Annotated in this window: 16 protein-coding genes; 4 read left to right on the plus strand and 12 right to left on the minus strand. The window is 69.7% G+C overall.

All coding sequences use genetic code 11. The features are described from left to right. Positions 1-331: 331 nt before the first annotated feature. Positions 332-817 (minus strand): polyadenylate-specific 3'-exoribonuclease AS, encoded by a 486-nt coding sequence (locus DMC64_RS40035; protein WP_038516163.1) that lies wholly within the window; start codon positions 815-817, stop codon positions 332-334. Positions 818-837: 20 nt separating this feature from the next. Continuing rightward, positions 838-1,599 carry a 1-acyl-sn-glycerol-3-phosphate acyltransferase gene (locus DMC64_RS40040; protein WP_016332794.1) on the minus strand — a complete coding sequence of 254 codons (762 nt, stop codon included), beginning with the start codon at positions 1,597-1,599 and terminating at the stop codon, positions 838-840. Between the two features lie 214 nt (positions 1,600-1,813). Between DMC64_RS40040 and DMC64_RS40045 the strand changes: the two genes are divergently transcribed. The 3 genes from DMC64_RS40045 to DMC64_RS40055 are packed head-to-tail and all read left to right on the plus strand — an operon-like array spanning position 1,814 to position 4,235. Next, positions 1,814-2,584: a carboxylesterase gene (locus DMC64_RS40045; protein WP_037343382.1), complete on the plus strand. Its 771-nt coding sequence runs from the start codon at positions 1,814-1,816 to the stop codon at positions 2,582-2,584. Beyond that, entirely contained in the window at positions 2,581-3,072 is a 492-nt protein-coding gene (locus DMC64_RS40050) for a hypothetical protein (RefSeq protein ID WP_125737773.1), read from the plus strand. The genes DMC64_RS40045 and DMC64_RS40050 overlap by 4 nt, the downstream gene beginning before the upstream one ends. Positions 3,073-3,092: 20 nt before the next feature. Continuing rightward, complete coding sequence (locus tag DMC64_RS40055) at positions 3,093-4,235, plus strand: glutamate--cysteine ligase (RefSeq protein ID WP_125737774.1); 1,143 nt, start codon at positions 3,093-3,095, stop codon at positions 4,233-4,235. 20 nt (positions 4,236-4,255) lie between these two features. Here the strand turns inward: DMC64_RS40055 and DMC64_RS40060 are convergent, their stop codons facing one another. The 7 genes from DMC64_RS40060 to DMC64_RS40090 are packed head-to-tail and all read right to left on the minus strand — an operon-like array spanning position 4,256 to position 9,356. Beyond that, the gene (locus DMC64_RS40060; RefSeq protein ID WP_125737775.1) at positions 4,256-5,128 is read right to left on the minus strand and encodes an NUDIX domain-containing protein; all 873 of its coding nucleotides are present in this window, start codon (positions 5,126-5,128) and stop codon (positions 4,256-4,258) included. A 4-nt stretch (positions 5,129-5,132) separates the two neighbouring features. Continuing rightward, positions 5,133-6,092 (minus strand): ROK family protein, encoded by a 960-nt coding sequence (locus tag DMC64_RS40065; protein ID WP_037343376.1) that lies wholly within the window; start codon positions 6,090-6,092, stop codon positions 5,133-5,135. Between the two features lie 16 nt (positions 6,093-6,108). Next, positions 6,109-6,528, minus strand: a complete 420-nt coding sequence (locus DMC64_RS40070) for a hypothetical protein (protein ID WP_125737776.1) — start codon at positions 6,526-6,528, stop codon at positions 6,109-6,111. Continuing rightward, positions 6,525-7,667: an ArsA family ATPase gene (locus tag DMC64_RS40075; protein ID WP_125737777.1), complete on the minus strand. Its 1,143-nt coding sequence runs from the start codon at positions 7,665-7,667 to the stop codon at positions 6,525-6,527. Before DMC64_RS40075 ends, DMC64_RS40070 begins: the two co-directional genes overlap by 4 nt. A 14-nt stretch (positions 7,668-7,681) precedes the next feature. Then, positions 7,682-8,122, minus strand: coding sequence for an SRPBCC family protein (locus DMC64_RS40080; protein WP_037343373.1), 441 nt, complete (start codon positions 8,120-8,122; stop codon positions 7,682-7,684). Positions 8,123-8,148: 26 nt separating this feature from the next. Next, positions 8,149-8,937 carry a metallophosphoesterase gene (locus tag DMC64_RS40085; RefSeq protein ID WP_125737778.1) on the minus strand — a complete coding sequence of 263 codons (789 nt, stop codon included), beginning with the start codon at positions 8,935-8,937 and terminating at the stop codon, positions 8,149-8,151. An 8-nt stretch (positions 8,938-8,945) separates the two neighbouring features. Next, positions 8,946-9,356 carry a hypothetical protein gene (locus tag DMC64_RS40090; protein WP_037343371.1) on the minus strand — a complete coding sequence of 137 codons (411 nt, stop codon included), beginning with the start codon at positions 9,354-9,356 and terminating at the stop codon, positions 8,946-8,948. A 125-nt stretch (positions 9,357-9,481) separates the two neighbouring features. Between DMC64_RS40090 and DMC64_RS40095 the strand changes: the two genes are divergently transcribed. Then, positions 9,482-11,272, plus strand: coding sequence for a long-chain fatty acid--CoA ligase (locus tag DMC64_RS40095; RefSeq protein WP_125737779.1), 1,791 nt, complete (start codon positions 9,482-9,484; stop codon positions 11,270-11,272). An 85-nt stretch (positions 11,273-11,357) separates the two neighbouring features. Here the strand turns inward: DMC64_RS40095 and DMC64_RS40100 are convergent, their stop codons facing one another. The 3 genes from DMC64_RS40100 to DMC64_RS40110 form a co-directional block, all read right to left on the minus strand. After that, positions 11,358-12,455, minus strand: coding sequence for an NAD(P)/FAD-dependent oxidoreductase (locus tag DMC64_RS40100; RefSeq protein ID WP_125737780.1), 1,098 nt, complete (start codon positions 12,453-12,455; stop codon positions 11,358-11,360). Positions 12,456-12,520: 65 nt separating this feature from the next. Beyond that, entirely contained in the window at positions 12,521-13,468 is a 948-nt protein-coding gene (locus DMC64_RS40105) for a ferritin-like domain-containing protein (protein WP_125737781.1), read from the minus strand. A gap of 87 nt (positions 13,469-13,555) precedes the next feature. After that, positions 13,556-14,800, minus strand: coding sequence for an aminotransferase class I/II-fold pyridoxal phosphate-dependent enzyme (locus DMC64_RS40110; protein WP_125737782.1), 1,245 nt, complete (start codon positions 14,798-14,800; stop codon positions 13,556-13,558). Positions 14,801-14,953: the final 153 nt, after the last annotated feature.

Genomic DNA, 14,953 nt, shown 5'->3' on the forward strand with positions numbered 1-14,953 from the left:
TTCGCCGCCACCCCCGCCCGAACCTGATCCCAAAACCCCACCCGCACCGACCGCGGCAACCACCGAAACACCCGCACAACCCGCCCCTTCCCACAGACGGTGTTGCAACAACCCCATGACTCCAAGACTCCTTGAGGGACCCAGAGTCCCTCAAAGTTCCCTCACCCGGCCGGAACCGGCAACTCCAGCCTCAGCAGTCCCAACAGCCACAACGACCGCGCGTGGCAGGCCGCCTCCCCGAAGGCCCGGCACCAGCGCGAGTGTCATGAAAGGGTCGTTCAGGACACGAAACGTCCTGAACGACCCTTTCCTGACATCCGGACCGGACGGCCTACCGGTGCCAGTAGGACTCGATGATCTGCCACCGCTGGAAGTTGTGCCGCGCGTCCGCCAGCGCGTCGTGCTGGTCGTCCGGGGCCGACGGCAGCTTCGGCTTGCCCGCGTCCTCCCAGCGTTGCCGCAGGTCACGGGTGAAGCGTGGCAGCTGACGCGGCAGCGCGGGCATCGGCCCCCACAGCTGCGCCAGCGCGACGTGGTCGTAGGCGGCGAACCAGGCCCACAGTTCGATCCCGCCGGGCGGTTTGCCGAAGAACTCGAGCAGATCCGTGCGGATCTTCTCGCGGCTGCGCCACGCCGGATCGGCGGGCGACGGGAGTTTCGGGAGCACGTTGTCGCGGACCCAGGGGCCGGCCTTGCCGGGGTCGAAATCGGTCGAGACCGCGTAGAACTCGCGGCCTCTTTCGTCCACGACACCGATCGACACCAGATCGATGGTCACGCCGTCCTCAATGAATTCGGTGTCGTAGAAAAAGCGCACCGGAGAACCCTAGTGGGGCCTCAGCCGACCTTGGTGTCCGGGATACGGGCGACGTCCTGGGCGGAGGGCTGCGCGGGCACCTTGGGGCGGACTCCCGCCTCCTCGGCGGCGAGCAGTTCCTTCGCCTTGGCGGCGTAGATGTCCACGTACTCCTGGCCGGAGAGCTCCATGAGCGCGTACATGATCTCGTCGGTGATGGACCGCTCGATGAAGCGGTCGCCGGCGAGGCCCTCGTAGCGTGAGAAGTCGAGCGGCTTGCCGAAGCGGATCTCGAGGCGGCGCGGCCACCACATTTTCGAGCCGATCGGGTTGACCTTGTCGGTGCCGATCATGGCGACCGGGACCACGACGCCGCCGGATTCGAGCGCGATCCGCGCGACGCCGGTCTTGCCCTTGTACAGGCGGCCGTCCGGGGAACGGGTGCCTTCGGGGTAGATGCCGAGGAGGTGCCCTTCGCGGACCAGTCGGGTCGCGGTGTCGAGCGCGGCCTGCGCGGCGTTGCCGCCGGAGCGGTCGATCGGGAACTGGCCGACGCCGGTGAAGAACCACTTCTTCAGCAGCCCCTTGAAGCCCTTTTCGGTGAAATACTCCGATTTGGCCGGGAAGGTCACCTTGCGCTTGACGCGCAGCGGCATGAAGAAGGAGTCGGCCACCGCGAGGTGGTTGCCCGCCAGGATCGCGCCACCGTCGTCGGGGATGTTCTCCGCGCCGACGACTTTGGTGGGCCACAGCGCCTTGAGCAGTGGCCCGATAAACACGTGTTTCATGAGCCAGTACAGCACTGCGAAAACTCCTCCTAGCAGCTCAACCCCTGCGCCCGATGGTCAAGACTACGAATCGCGCACCCCCGGCACAACGAAGTCCACCCGGTTACCCGCACCCAGCGACGGATCTCACACCCGATCCGGCCCGATTCCGGCAGTGGCCGGGGCCCCACAAGCCGCTCCGGTCGTGCGAACATGGTAGACCTACCCAGCTCTCACGGAAGGCGATCGCATGGCCGTCCTCGCCGGCGCGGAACCGTTCGCTCACACCGGTTCGACCGAAGCAGGGTTCCTGCTGTGCCACGGATTCACCGGCACTCCCGCGAGTATGCGGCCGTGGGGCGACCATCTGGCCGAAGCCGGTTACACGGTGCGCTGCCCGTTGCTCCCCGGCCACGGGACCCGGTGGCAGGACATGAACCGGACAGGCTGGGAGGACTGGTACGGCGCGGTCCGCGAAGAGCTGCTGGCGCTCTTCTCGACCTGCGAGACGGTGTTCGTCGCCGGGATGTCGATGGGCGGGACGCTGACGCTGCGGCTGGCCGAGGAGTTCGGCGACCGGATCGCCGGCATCGTGCTGGTGAACCCGTCGGTCATGACGCTGCGCTGGGACGCCAAGCTGCTGCCCGTCCTGTCGCGGATCCTGCCCTCGGTTCCGGGCGTGGCCAACGACATCGCGAAGCCGGGCGTGACCGAGCTGGCCTACTCGCGGACGCCGGTACGCGCCGCGGCGAGCCTGGCGAAGCTGTGGAAACTCACCCGCGCGGATCTGCGCAAGGTGACCCAGCCGGTGCTCCTGCTCCACTCGGCCGTCGACCACATCGTCGAGCCGGTCAACTCGCGGGTGATCCTCGACGGGATCGGCAGCGACGACGTGACCGAGGTGGTGCTGGAGAACAGCTTCCACGTCGCCACCCAAGACCACGACGCGGGCCTGATCTTCACGCGTACGGTGGACTTCGCCCGGTCCGTGCGCCGGGCGGGACAGGTGGACGCCGGATGAGCAGAGGCAAGGACGGGCCGGAGGACGTCGACGCGACGTTCGCCGAGATCGTGGCCGACCTCCGTGCGGAGGGTGTCGGCCTGTTCCCGGAAGACGACCTGGAGAAAACGCCGGAGAAACCCGCCGAGAAGGCACCCCGGCCCGAGCCGTCGGACGCCGAACCCGAACCGGGCTGGCGCGGCGGCGGCACCAGCTGGGACAAGACCCTTTTCGAGGACGACCCGGCCGGGTCGAGCGACGACGAAGGCCATTTCGTGCCGCCCGAGCCGCCTCCCCTGCCGCGTCCGCGCAAGGGCGCGTTCGTCGTCCTGCTGTTCTTCCTGCTCGGTCTGCTGCTGCTGATCGCGCCCACCCTGATCGGCATGGGCACCCGCCTCGGCACGCCGCTCGGGATCCTCGCCCTCGCGACCGCGATCGCCCTGCTCCTGCTGCGGGTGCGTCAGGGGCCGCCACCCGGCGCGGATCCGAACAACGGCGCCCAGGTCTGATCTGCCGGACAATTCGGAAGATGAAGATCGACTTCACTCCCTCGCGCCGGTCGACGGTCGGCGCGGAATGGGAACTCGCCCTCGTCGACCGGCGGACCGGTGAGCTCTCGTCGGTCGCGGAACAGGTGCTCGACGCCGTCCGGCCCGACGGCGAGGAGGAGCATCCGAAGATCAAGCAGGAACTGCTGCTCAACACCATCGAGGTGATCAGCGGGATCTGCGACACGATCGCCGAGGTCAAGGCCGATCTGAACGACTCGCTGGACGTCGTGCACTCGGTGCTGGACCCGCTGGGCGTCGAGCTGTTCTCCGCCGGGTCGCATCCGTTCTCGACCTGGTACCAGCAGAAGGTCACGGACAAGGAGCGCTACGCCAAGCTCATCGACCGGACCCAGTGGTGGGGACGGCAGATGCTGATCTACGGCGTCCACGTGCACGTCGGCGTCGACCACCGGGACAAGGCCCTGCCGATCCTCGACGCCCTGCTCAAGTACGCGCCGCATCTGCAAGCGCTTTCGGCGTCTTCGCCGTACTGGGGCGCGGAGGACACCGGGTACGCGTCGAACCGGGCGCTGATGTTCCAGCAGCTGCCGACGGCCGGGCTGCCGTTCCAGTTCCGGAAGTGGACCGAGCTGGAGAGCTACGTCGACGACATGTTCACCACGGGCGTGATCGACCATTTCTCCGAGATCCGCTGGGACATCCGGCCCGCCCCGCATTTCGGGACGGTCGAGATGCGGGTGTGCGACGGGCTGCCGACGCTGGAGGAGGTCGGCGCGATCTCCGCACTGACCCAATGCCTGGTCGACGACTTCAGCGCGCGCCTCGACGACGGCGAGATCCTGCCGACGCTGCCGCCGTGGCACGTCCAGGAGAACAAGTGGCGCGCGGCGCGGTACGGCGTCGACGCGATCGTCATCCTCGACGCGGCGGGCAACGAGCGGCTCGTCACCGACGACACCTACGACCTGCTGAACCGGCTCGAACCGGTGGCCCGGCGCCTGGACTGCGCCGACGAGCTGCGCTCGGTGGAGACCATCCTGGCGTACGGGCCCAGCTACCTGCGTCAGCGCGCGGTCGCGAAGCAGTACAACGGCAGCCTGCGCGCCGTCGTCGCTTCGCTCATCGCGGAGATGCGGGACGGGAAGATCGCGCGCCCCTGACCAGGACCGCATTCAGAGGACTAAATGCGGGAGTCGAGGTGCCCCAGGAGGGTGCCGGGGCCGAAGGTCGAAGCGCCCAGGGCCTCGACGCGGGAACGCAGCTCCCGGTCGGCGGTCACCACGACGACGTGGTCGTCCGGGCCCGCGGCACGGGCTTCACGCGCGACGGCGACGATCGTGTCGTCGCCTTCGCCGTCGGCCTCGACGACCTCGACCCCCGGCACCGCCGCGACGCCCCGCGCCTTGCCCTCGACGACCAGCACGACCTTCGGCCACCACGACCATCCGCCGCCCCCGGGCAACGCCGGATCGGTGAGCCCGGTCCCGGCCAGGGTCGCGAGCTTGTCCCGCAACCGTTCCGCGGCGCCGCGCCGGTCACGCCACCAGCCGTCCGGCCGCGATCCGACGACGTTCGCGCCGTCGACCACCAGTACCAGCCCGCGATCCAAGTGCTCCCTCAATCCCGGCCACGCCGCCGCGAAGTCGCGATGCAGCCGGAAATCGGCGACCTCGCCCGCGTGGACCCATCGCAGTTCCGCGCTCTCCGCGCTCTTCACCCTGGCCGAAAGCGGGCCGATCGGCGCGGCGAGGACCGTGGTGTAGCGCCAGTTCCCGTGGTCGACGTGCGACGCGGCCAGTGGACGGACCCGCGCGGGCGGGATGTCGGCCTCCTCGTGCGCCTCGCGGGTGGCGGCCTCACGCGGGCTCTCCCCCGCCTCGACGGCGCCGCCGGGCAGCGCCCAGGTGCGTCCATGGTGGACCCACCAGGCCCGCCGCTGCAGCAGGACACCGCGCGCGGGATCGGACAGCAGCAACCCGGCCGCGCCGTTCAAACCCCAGTGAAGATGCCCGAAGTCGCACTTCACGAAGCCGTTGCCGTCCTGCCGGGTCACCGCCTCAGCGTGTCACACCGATCTCGGCACCGGGAGCCTTCGCCGCGTCGACGGCGAGGGCGGCGGCACCGACGATCGCCGAATCGTCGCCGTGGTGCGCGGCCCGGATCCGCGCCAGCGGCCGGTGCCCGGCGCCGGTGATCTTGTCCGCGTAGTGCTCGCGGGCCTCGTCCAGGAACAGCGGGGCCGATTCGGACACGCCGCCGCCGATCACGATGAGCTCGGGATCGAAGACGTCGGCGACCAGCGCCAGCCCCTCGGCCAGCCATTTCGCCAGCTCGGTCATCGCGCGCTGGGCGATCGGGTCGCCGTCGCGGGCGGCCCCGGCGACGCGGCGGCCGGTGACCGAACCGGGGTCTCCTCTCGTCTCGCGCGCCAGCACGGTCGAGCGACCGGGATGCCGCGCGAGCAGTTCCACCGCCGTCGCCGCCAGCGCCGTCCCGCTGCAGTAGCGCTCCCAGCAGCCGTACTTCCCGCACGGGCAGGGCCTGCCGCCGGGGACGACGGTCAGATGCCCGAGTTCCGGGGCGACGCCGTACGCGCCCCGGTAGATCTTGCCGTCGAGCAGCAGTCCCGCGCCGATCCCGGTACCGAGGGCGATCAGCGCGGCGACATGAGCGCCGCGGGCGGCTCCGAAGCGGTATTCGCCGACCGCGGCGGCGTTCACGTCGTGCTCCAGGGTCACCGGCAGGCCGACCCGTTTCTCGATGCGCTCGGCGACCGGCGCGGCACGCCAGGACAGATGCGGCGCGAACATCACCGTGCGCCGGTCGTTCGCGACGAACCCGGCGACCGCGAGCCCGACCCCGGACACGTCGTGCCGGTTGCGGAGGTCTTCGACGACGCCGGCGATGGCGTCTTCGAGCGCGTCCTCCCCACTGGGCGTCCCGACCCTGGCGGTGTCCATCAGCGAGCCGTGCTCGTCCACCACGCCGGCGCGCACACTCGTGCCCCCGACGTCCACCCCTACCGTCAGCAACTCAGTTCTCCCGGTCCGGCTGCCAAGCGTCGCGCCTGGTCACCGTGATGTGCTGGACCCGCGAAGCTCCCATCGGCACATCTTCGGCCTCGGGCTCCTTCCGCGCAGGCTGGAACCCCGGCATGTGCACGCCGGCCTCCGGTTCCCATCGGTCGGCGAGCACCGCCCGCAGCAACGCGACGAGCTGCGCGGCCTGCTCCATCAGGCGGGCCACGAACTCGGGCCGTTCCCCTCGGAAGACCCCGACGACGGCGCAGAGCGGGCACCACCCGTCGGTGTCGTGGTCGGTGCAGCCGTGCCCGGCGGAGATCAGGCCCTCCAGCCACGGCGCGGCGTGCTCGACGACCAGTTCGACCAGGAGCCGGATCTCTTCGGCCAGTTCGAGCGGCTTCGATCCGGTGTACTCGTTGTTCTCGCTCACCCGGGTCCCCGGTTCCCGGCCAGGCTCACGACCAGGCCGTGCGCGTCGGATTCCGCACCGGTGATCCGGCACGGGCGCAACATCTCCGGCAGCGCGATCAGCCGCCGGAAACCGTCCACGGTGACGGCGAGATCATCGTCCACTCTGGCCAGGTCCACTTCGGAATCGAGGTGCAGGGGCACCGCGATACGCAGCTCGTAGCCGTCGTCCGATTCGGACACCCGCAGCAGTGGGGTCACACCTTTTTCGTTCCCCGTCAAGGGGTCCAGCCCTTGATAGAGCTCGTACGCGATTTCCTGCAACGCCTCGAGCCCCACCGGCTCGACTGCGCGATGCTCGACGGGCTTCACCTGCCCCGGCCCGAAACCCGCTTCGGCGAGTTCGGCGAGGACGGCGTTCTGCTGCGTGCGCCGGGTCCGCATCCACGTGGCCGCGGCACCGCGCCAGAACCCGGGCGCGGGCATGAGCCGGTTGACGATCAGGCCGTCGACCGAGATTCCGCGCAGGGCAAGGGAACTGAGCGTGCGGCGGGCTTCGGCGACGACGACGCGTTCCGGCGTCAGCACGAGCCGCACGGTGGTGGTGGCCGGATCGGTCAGCAGCGTGCGCAGCGACTCCAGATGCGCGCCGAGCCGCCGCACCGCGGCGGCCGTGCGCCGCGCGCCCGGTTTGAACATCCGCGACAGATAGCCGGAGACCGCTTCGGGCAAAGCCAGCAGCCGCAGGGTTTCCGCGGTGGGCCCGCAGTCGACGACGACCGTCTCCCAGGGACCGTGCTCGGCGAGGCGCTGGACCTCGGTGAGGGCGAGGAGTTCGTCGACGCCGGGCACCACGGTGAGTTCTTCGGCGTCGAGCGAGTCGAGGCCCACCCCCGCGAGCGCGGTCTGCAGTTCACGCCGGAGTTCGCGCCAGGTGCTGTCGACGAGGCCGCGGGTGTCGATCTGGGCGGCGTGCAGCAGCGTGTCCACTTCGGACGGTTCGCCGCCGAGCGGGCGGCCGAAGGCGTCACCGAGGGAATGCGCCGGGTCGGTCGAGACCACGAGCGTCTTCCTGCCCCGCCCGGCCAGTGCCGCCGCCGTCGCCGCGGCCAGCGTGGTCTTGCCGACACCCCCCTTGCCGGTGAACAGCAGGATCCGCATGCCTACCCTTCGACTCAGGATGCTTCAGCGCGCTTCTTGAGCTCCTTGAGCGCGGTGTCCATGACCATCTTCTCGGCCTTGCGGCGCAGCAGCCCGATCATCGGCAGCGCCAGCTCGACGGACAGCGTATACGTCACCTTGGTGCGTCCGGCGCCCAGCGCTTCGAGGGCGTAACGGCCGTTCTGGGCCTTCTGCATCTGCCCCTTGACCAGGTGCCAGCTGACTCCGTTGCCGTCGGCGTCCCAGTCGTACTCGAGGGTGTACACGTCCTTGATGGGGCCGGCGTCGAGGGTGAGTTTCACCTGCTTGGCGCGGCCGTCGGCGTCCTCGCCGAGCACCTCGGTCTCCCGGACGGCCTTGGCCCATTCCGGGTACGCGGGAAAGTCGGCGATGACGGCCATGACCCGCTCGGGCTCGGCGTCGACCTCGATGGATTGCGTGGACTGCTCGGCCATGAACGCAGCCTAGCCGCAGCCCAGGGTCACCAGCGAAGCACGTACGGCTGTGCCGTCTCTTTGAAGTGACCGACGTTACGGCATTCGGTCCTGCCGAGCCGCGTCCGCGGGGTCAGCGGCTGGTGGACGTGCCCGAACACCGACCAGCGCGGCCGCTGCTCGCGGATGAGGTCCACCAGCGCGGCCGAGCCGATCTCGGACCGCCGCGCGATCACGTCGTAGGTCAGTTCCGGGACGGCGGGCGGGATGTGGGTGCACAGGACGTCGACGTTCTCCAGCCCGGCGACCGCGGCGTCGTACTCCTCGCGGGTGCGCAGGTACGGCCGCCAGAAGCCGTTGCGGCGCGGGACCACGTTCGGCGGGAGGAGCGCGCCGCCGATGAACCCGAAGCGCAGGCCGCCGAACTCGGCGACCTCGCCGTCGAGGACGGTGATGCCGTCGCCGGCGAACTCGGGCCACAGCGAGGGGTCGTCGACGTTGCCGGGGGTCGCGAACGTCGGCGCGGTCAGCGCGCCGAACAGGACGCCGTACTGGTCGTGGATCGCCTCGCCGACGGCGGCCGCGGGATCGGCCAAAGTGGCCCACAACGATCGCGAGAAGGCAACGGTCTCGTCACGAGTGCCCTCACGCCGCAGGCGCGCGAACTCGCCGACCTTCTCGGCGCCGAACAGCGCGCCCATGATGCCCTTGTCGTGCTCGCGGTAGTCGACGAAGTCCAGCAGGTCGCCGAGGACGATCAGCGCGTCGGCGCCGTCACCCGCGCGTTTGAGCGCGTCGGCGTTGCCGTGCACGTCCGACACCACGTGAACCCGCATGCTCTCCCCTACTCGACCCGGGGACCGACCCCCGGCTCCCGCCCGTCCTCCAGGACCTCCTTGAGCCCGAGCGCGATCGCCTTGGCGGCACGGGCACGGCGGTCGAACTCGCGGCGCAGTTCCCGCGGCGCCAGGCCGATCGGCTCCCCGTCGGGACCGGCGGGGGTGGCGCGCAGGAAGTAGTGCAGCAAGGTTCCGTCGAGCACCGGCTCGAGCCAGACCTCCATGGTACCGATCAAGGCACCGCGCACGGTCCAGCGCAATCCCTGGTCCCCGCGGTCGGTGTAGACCTCCAGGACGAGGTCCGGCCAGTAACGTGACCAAGATCGCGGATCGGCGAAAGCGGCGGCCACGGTGGAGGGCGGGACCACGAGGAAGGTCTCGTCGACGATGTCGAGAGCTGGCGGCGCCTGGTTCACAGCGGCAGAATGTCATGCCCTGGGTATGGCCGATTCGTCAGCATGGTCTTAAGGTGCACGGCACGCTAAGTTGACTGGCGGGTAACACCGGTCACACCACTTGCACGCGAACACGGAGGTTCCTCGTGCGCGAATACAGCGCCCCCGCCGCCAATCCGGTGACAGACGACGAGAATCTCGCCGACGTCGTCTGGGCGAACGCGGAGCGGTTCTCCGATGTCGTGAGTTTCCGCCGCCAGGTCGACGGTACCTGGTTGGACGTCACCGCCAAAGACTTCGCCGCCCAGGTTCTGGCCGTGGCCAAGGGAATGGCCCAGGCGGGCATCGCACCGGGCGACCGGGTCGGGCTCATGTCCAAGACCCGCTACGAATGGACGCTGATCGACTTCGCGATCTGGGCCGCCGGCGCGGTCACCGTCCCGATCTACGACACCTCGTCGGCCGAGCAGGTCCACTGGATCCTCTCCGACTCGGCCGCGAAGGCCGTGTTCGTCGAGACCGACGAGCACCTCGCGACGCTGGAGTCCGTGAAGGGCCGCCTCGACGGGCTCGAGCACACCTGGCAGATCGACGCGGGCGCCGTCGACCACCTCACCGAGCAGGGCGCCGAGCTGAGCGACGACGACCTGCACGAGCGCCGCCGCACGGTGAAGGCGGGCGATCTGGCCACGATCGTGTACACCTCGGGCACGACCGGCCGCCCCAAGGGCGTCGAGCTGACCCACCGGAACCTCCTCGCCGAGATCCGCGCCGACATCGCCGCCTTCCCGCAGCTGATGGAGCAGGGCAACTCGCTGCTGGTGTTCCTGCCGCTCGCGCACGTCCTCGCCCGCGCCATCGCGGTGACCGCGCTGAGCGCGCGAGTGACCCTCGGCCACACTTCGGACGTCAAGAACCTCGTCGCCGACCTCGGCACCTTCCGGCCGACGTTCGTCGTCGCCGTGCCGCGCGTGTTCGAGAAGGTCTACAACAGCGCGAAGCAGAAGGCGCACGGCGACGGCAAGGGCAAGATCTTCGACGCCGCCGAAGCCACCGCGGTCGCGTACAGCCAGGCTCAGGACACCGGCGGCGCCGGACTGGGTCTCAAGGTCAAGCACGCGCTGTTCGACAAGCTGGTGTTCAGCAAGCTCCGCGCGGCGCTCGGCGGCCGGTGCGTCGCCGCGGTTTCCGGCGGTGCCCCGCTCGGCGTGCGGCTGGCGCACTTCTTCCGCGGCATCGGCGTCCCGGTGTTCGAGGGCTACGGCCTGACCGAGACCTCCGCGGCGGCCTGTGTCGGCACGCAGGACGGGTTCCGCGTCGGCACCGTGGGCCGCCCGGTCGCCGGCACCTCGGTCCGGATCGCCGACGACGGCGAGATCCTGCTGAAGGGCGACGTCGTGTTCGGCGGCTACTTCAACAACCCCGAAGCGACCGCCGAAGCGCTGGAAGACGGCTGGTTCCACACCGGCGACCTCGGCGAACTGGACAACGACGGCTTCCTGAAGATCACCGGGCGCAAGAAGGAGATCATCGTCACGGCGGGCGGCAAGAACGTCGCCCCGTCCGGGCTCGAGGACACCATCAAGGCCAGCCCGCTGGTCAGCCAGGCGATGGTCGTCGGCGACCAGCGACCGTTCATCGGCGCGCTGATCACCATCGACGAGGAGTACTTCCCGTCGTGGAAGTCGCAGCACGGCAAGCCTTCCGACGCGTCGGTGTCCGATCTGGCCGACGACGCCGAATTGCGCGCCGAGATCCAGACGGCCGTCGATCAGGCCAACAGCGCGGTGTCGCAGGCCGAGGCGATCAAGAAGTTCACGATCCTCTCGAAGGACTTCACCGAGGCGGGCGGGGAGATCACGCCGAGCCTGAAGCTGAAGCGCAACATCGTGAACAAGAACTACGCGAACGACATCGAGGCCCTGTACAAGAAGTAGCGTTCCGCGCGTGAAGGCCTCCTTCCCTCGGCTGAGCCGAGGGAAGGAGGCCTTCACGCGCTTGGCGAGCCTCGCAATTAGTCGGCTAAACGCGAATGGTCTCGTCCCAGTCGATGTGGTGCCGGTAAAGCCAATTCCGGTCCCGGTCGGACGTCGTCCCCGAGGACATCGCCGCGCTGCCCGCCACCAGCTCCTCCACCCGCGCCCGCCGAAGCCGCTCATAGGCGGCGAAAGCCGTTGGCGCATCGGGAAGATCCCGCAAGCACTGCGCCAGCACGACGCTGTCCTCCAACGCCATCGACGCGCCCTGCCCGGCGGCGGGCGAGGCCGCGTGCGCCGCGTCGCCGACGAGCACCATCGTCGAGTTGAACCACACCGGTGTCGAAGGCACGTCGTAGGAGTGACCGCCGAACACGTCGTCGCCCGTCGACCGGATGATTTCCGCGGCGGGCAACGGTTCCCCGTCGAAAGCGGCGAAAGCGGCCGCACGCCATTCGGCCGGTGTCAGGCCGGAGCGCACTCCTTCGGCCGTGGGAAGCCGCGCGAACCAGTACGTCGAGCCGTCGGGAGTACTCGTGTAGCCGAAGAAGGCGTGCAGGCTCTGAATCATCCGATAGAGGGAAGGCGCCTGCGGGATGTTCGTGTCGGTCGTGTAGCCGTAGACGACGTCGAGGCCCGTCGAACGCGGCGGCGGGCAGTCCGGGTCGATGATCGTCCGGACGACCGAACGCAGGCCGTCGGCGCCGATCAGGATGTCGCCTTCGGCCACGGAACCGTCCTCGAACCGCGCGATCCCCGGTGAGGCGGAAACCAGCCGTTTCCCGCGCTCGACGGTGATCCCGCGCGAGATCGCCTCGTCCTGCAGCGCACGGTAAAGCGACGCCCGCGTCATGGTGCGCGGACCGGCGAGGCCTTCGATGTCGAAGGAACGTCGTTCGACGGTCCGCCCGTCGGGCGTCACGAGCTCCAGACCCACCGCACCGAACGAAATGTCGATCACCGGCGCCTCGGCGCCGATCGCGCGCAGGGCGTCCATGCCGTTGTGCATGATCGTCAGGAACGCGCCCGCGTCCTCGCCGCCGGACGGGTGCGCCTCGTGGACGCTCGCTTCGATCCCGGCCCGGCGCAACGCCATCGCGGTCACCGTGCCGGAGACGCCGCCGCCGATGATCACTGCCTTCACCGCGAACCCCCTCCTCGTGTCGCCGCCCCCCGACGGTACCGGGAAACGGCGACAGACAGAGGGGATCACGCGCCGCCGCTGGCGACGATGTCGCCGTTGACGCCCTTGGGGAAGAACCCGCCCTCCTTCACCGCGCCCGGGTTCAGGTAGACGACGTTCAGCACCCGGTCGGCGCCGCGGCCGAAGCAGATGCCGTTGTGGTCGGTCGGCACGATGTTGGCCTGGTTGCCGAGCAGGACACCCTGGTCGTCGTCGCCGGGACCGTCGAGGGCGTCGCGCGCGTTGGAAATCTTGGCGGCCGCGTCACCGAGTTCCCGGTCGAACAGCGCGGTCCGGATGGTGGCGGCGTGGTAGGCCTCGGCGGCCAGGATGCCGGCGGCCGCGTCGAGGAACGTCTTGTTGGTGATCAGCGGCGCGGCGCCCTTGTAGGCCGTCACGCCGACGTCCTCGAACAGGAACGCCGCGAGCAGGAAGTTCTTCTCGTTGGCGAACGGGTCGAACTGCTGGTAGCCGCTGATCAGCCCGGCCGCCTTGGCCGCGGCGGTGAAGCTGTCCTTGAGGTCGATCTCGGGCCGCGACACCGCGGCCTCGCCCAGCGCGCCGCGCAGGAATTTGACGTGCGCGACCTCGTCGCCCGCGATCTCCTTCGCGAACTGGTGCAGCGCCTTGTCGTGGAACATCACCTTCTTGCCGCCGGAGACGCCGCCCTGGGTGCCGACGCCACCGGTGAGGTCGTCCGGCAGCCCGCGGCCGTGGACGGCGAAGGAGTAGAACTCGGCTTCGAGGTACTCCAGGTTGAGCGCGAAGTTGAGGACGGCGGCGTCGCTGGGAGCACCCGCGGCGGCAGCGGCGTCACCCGTAGCCGAAGCCGACGAAGTGGCCTGGACCCCGAGGTAGGTCGCGCCGACGACACCGAGCCCCGCCGCGCCCGCGGCCTTCAGGAACCGGCGGCGATCCGTGCGGTTCTCCGCGCTGCGGGAGATCAGGGTACGAACGAAGGGCTTTCCGAACACGAGTGGTTCCTCTCGTCTTTGCGGTGCACACCCACCCACTCGGACGTTCGGAACCACCCGTGACCCGGATTGGAGAAGATCTCGAACTTAGTTCTTCGTCGCCGCGGCAAGGCGGACGCAGACGGCGAGACCGCGGATGGCCTCTTCCACCTCGGCCAGCTCGGGGTACGTCGGCGCGATGCGGATGACGGCGTCCTCGGGGTCGTCGCCGTACGGGTGGGTCGCACCGGCCGGGGTCAGAGCGATACCCGCCTCCTTGGCCAGCCGCACGACCTCCTTGGCGGTCCCGGACGGCACGGTCAGCGAGATGAAGTACCCGCCGGTCGGCTTGGTCCAGGACGCGAGGCCCGATTCGCCCAGTTCCTTGGTGAGGATCTCGTCGACGGCCGCGAACTTCGGCCCGATGAGCTCGGCGTGCTTGCGCATGTGCTCGCGGACGCCGTCCTCGTCGCGCAGGAACTGCGCGTGGCGGAGCTGGTTGACCTTGTCCGGGCCGATGGTCCGCTTGCCGATGAGACCGGTCCACCAGGCCAGGTTCGCCTCGGACGCGCCGAAGAAGCCGACGCCGCCACCCGCGTAGGTGACCTTCGAGGTGGAGCCGAAGACGAACACGCGGTCGGCGTTGCCCGCCTCGGTGGCCAGCGCGAGCAGGTCGGCCAGCGGCGCCTCGTCCTCGGTGAGGTGGTGCACGGCGTAGGCGTTGTCCCAGAAGATCCGGAAGTCCGGGGCGGCCGTGGTCATCGTCGCCAGGCGGCGCACGGTGTCGTCGCTGTAGGTGACCCCGGTCGGGTTGCTGTACTTCGGCACGCACCAGATGCCCTTGACCGCGGGGTCCTCGGCGACGAGCCGCTCGACGACCGCCATGTCCGGGCCGGTCTCGGTGAGCGGCACCTGGATCAGCTCGATCCCGAAGCGCTCGGCCAGCGCGAAGTGGCGGTCGTAGCCCGGCACGGGGCAGAGGAACTTGACGCTCGGCTCGTCGGCCCAGCGGCGCTCGGCACCCGGCAGCTTGCTGAGGAAGGCCTGCACGATCGAGTCGTGCATGAGCTCCAGGCTGGAGTTGCCCGCGGCCAGCAGCTGCTCGGCCGGGACCTGCAGCGGCCCGGCGAAGATGCGGCGGAGCTCGGGCAGGCCCTTGAGGCCACCATAGTTGCGGACGTCCGTGCCGTCCTCGGCCTTGCGCACGTCTCCGGGGAGGGCGAGCAGCCCGTCGGCGAGGTCCAGCTGGCGAGGGGACGGCTTGCCGCGGGTGATGTCCAGGGAGAGGCCACGGTCGACGAGGGCCGCGTAGTCGCGGCGGGCGCTCTCGACATCGACAGGTGCAGTGGTCATGCCTAACGCTAAACCCGGCGGCGGTCCGGCGTGAGACGAGGGTGGCCCTAGGCCCGCGCGCACAAGATCCGATAACGGTTCCGGCGCGTTTTTCAGCAATCGTAACGAGGCCAAATCCCCTATTGATGCCGCCACCGTTCCCGCATTCTCGGT

It is taken from the genome of Amycolatopsis sp. WAC 04197 (genome assembly GCF_003947475.1).
Classification (GTDB): domain Bacteria; phylum Actinomycetota; class Actinomycetes; order Mycobacteriales; family Pseudonocardiaceae; genus Amycolatopsis; species Amycolatopsis japonica.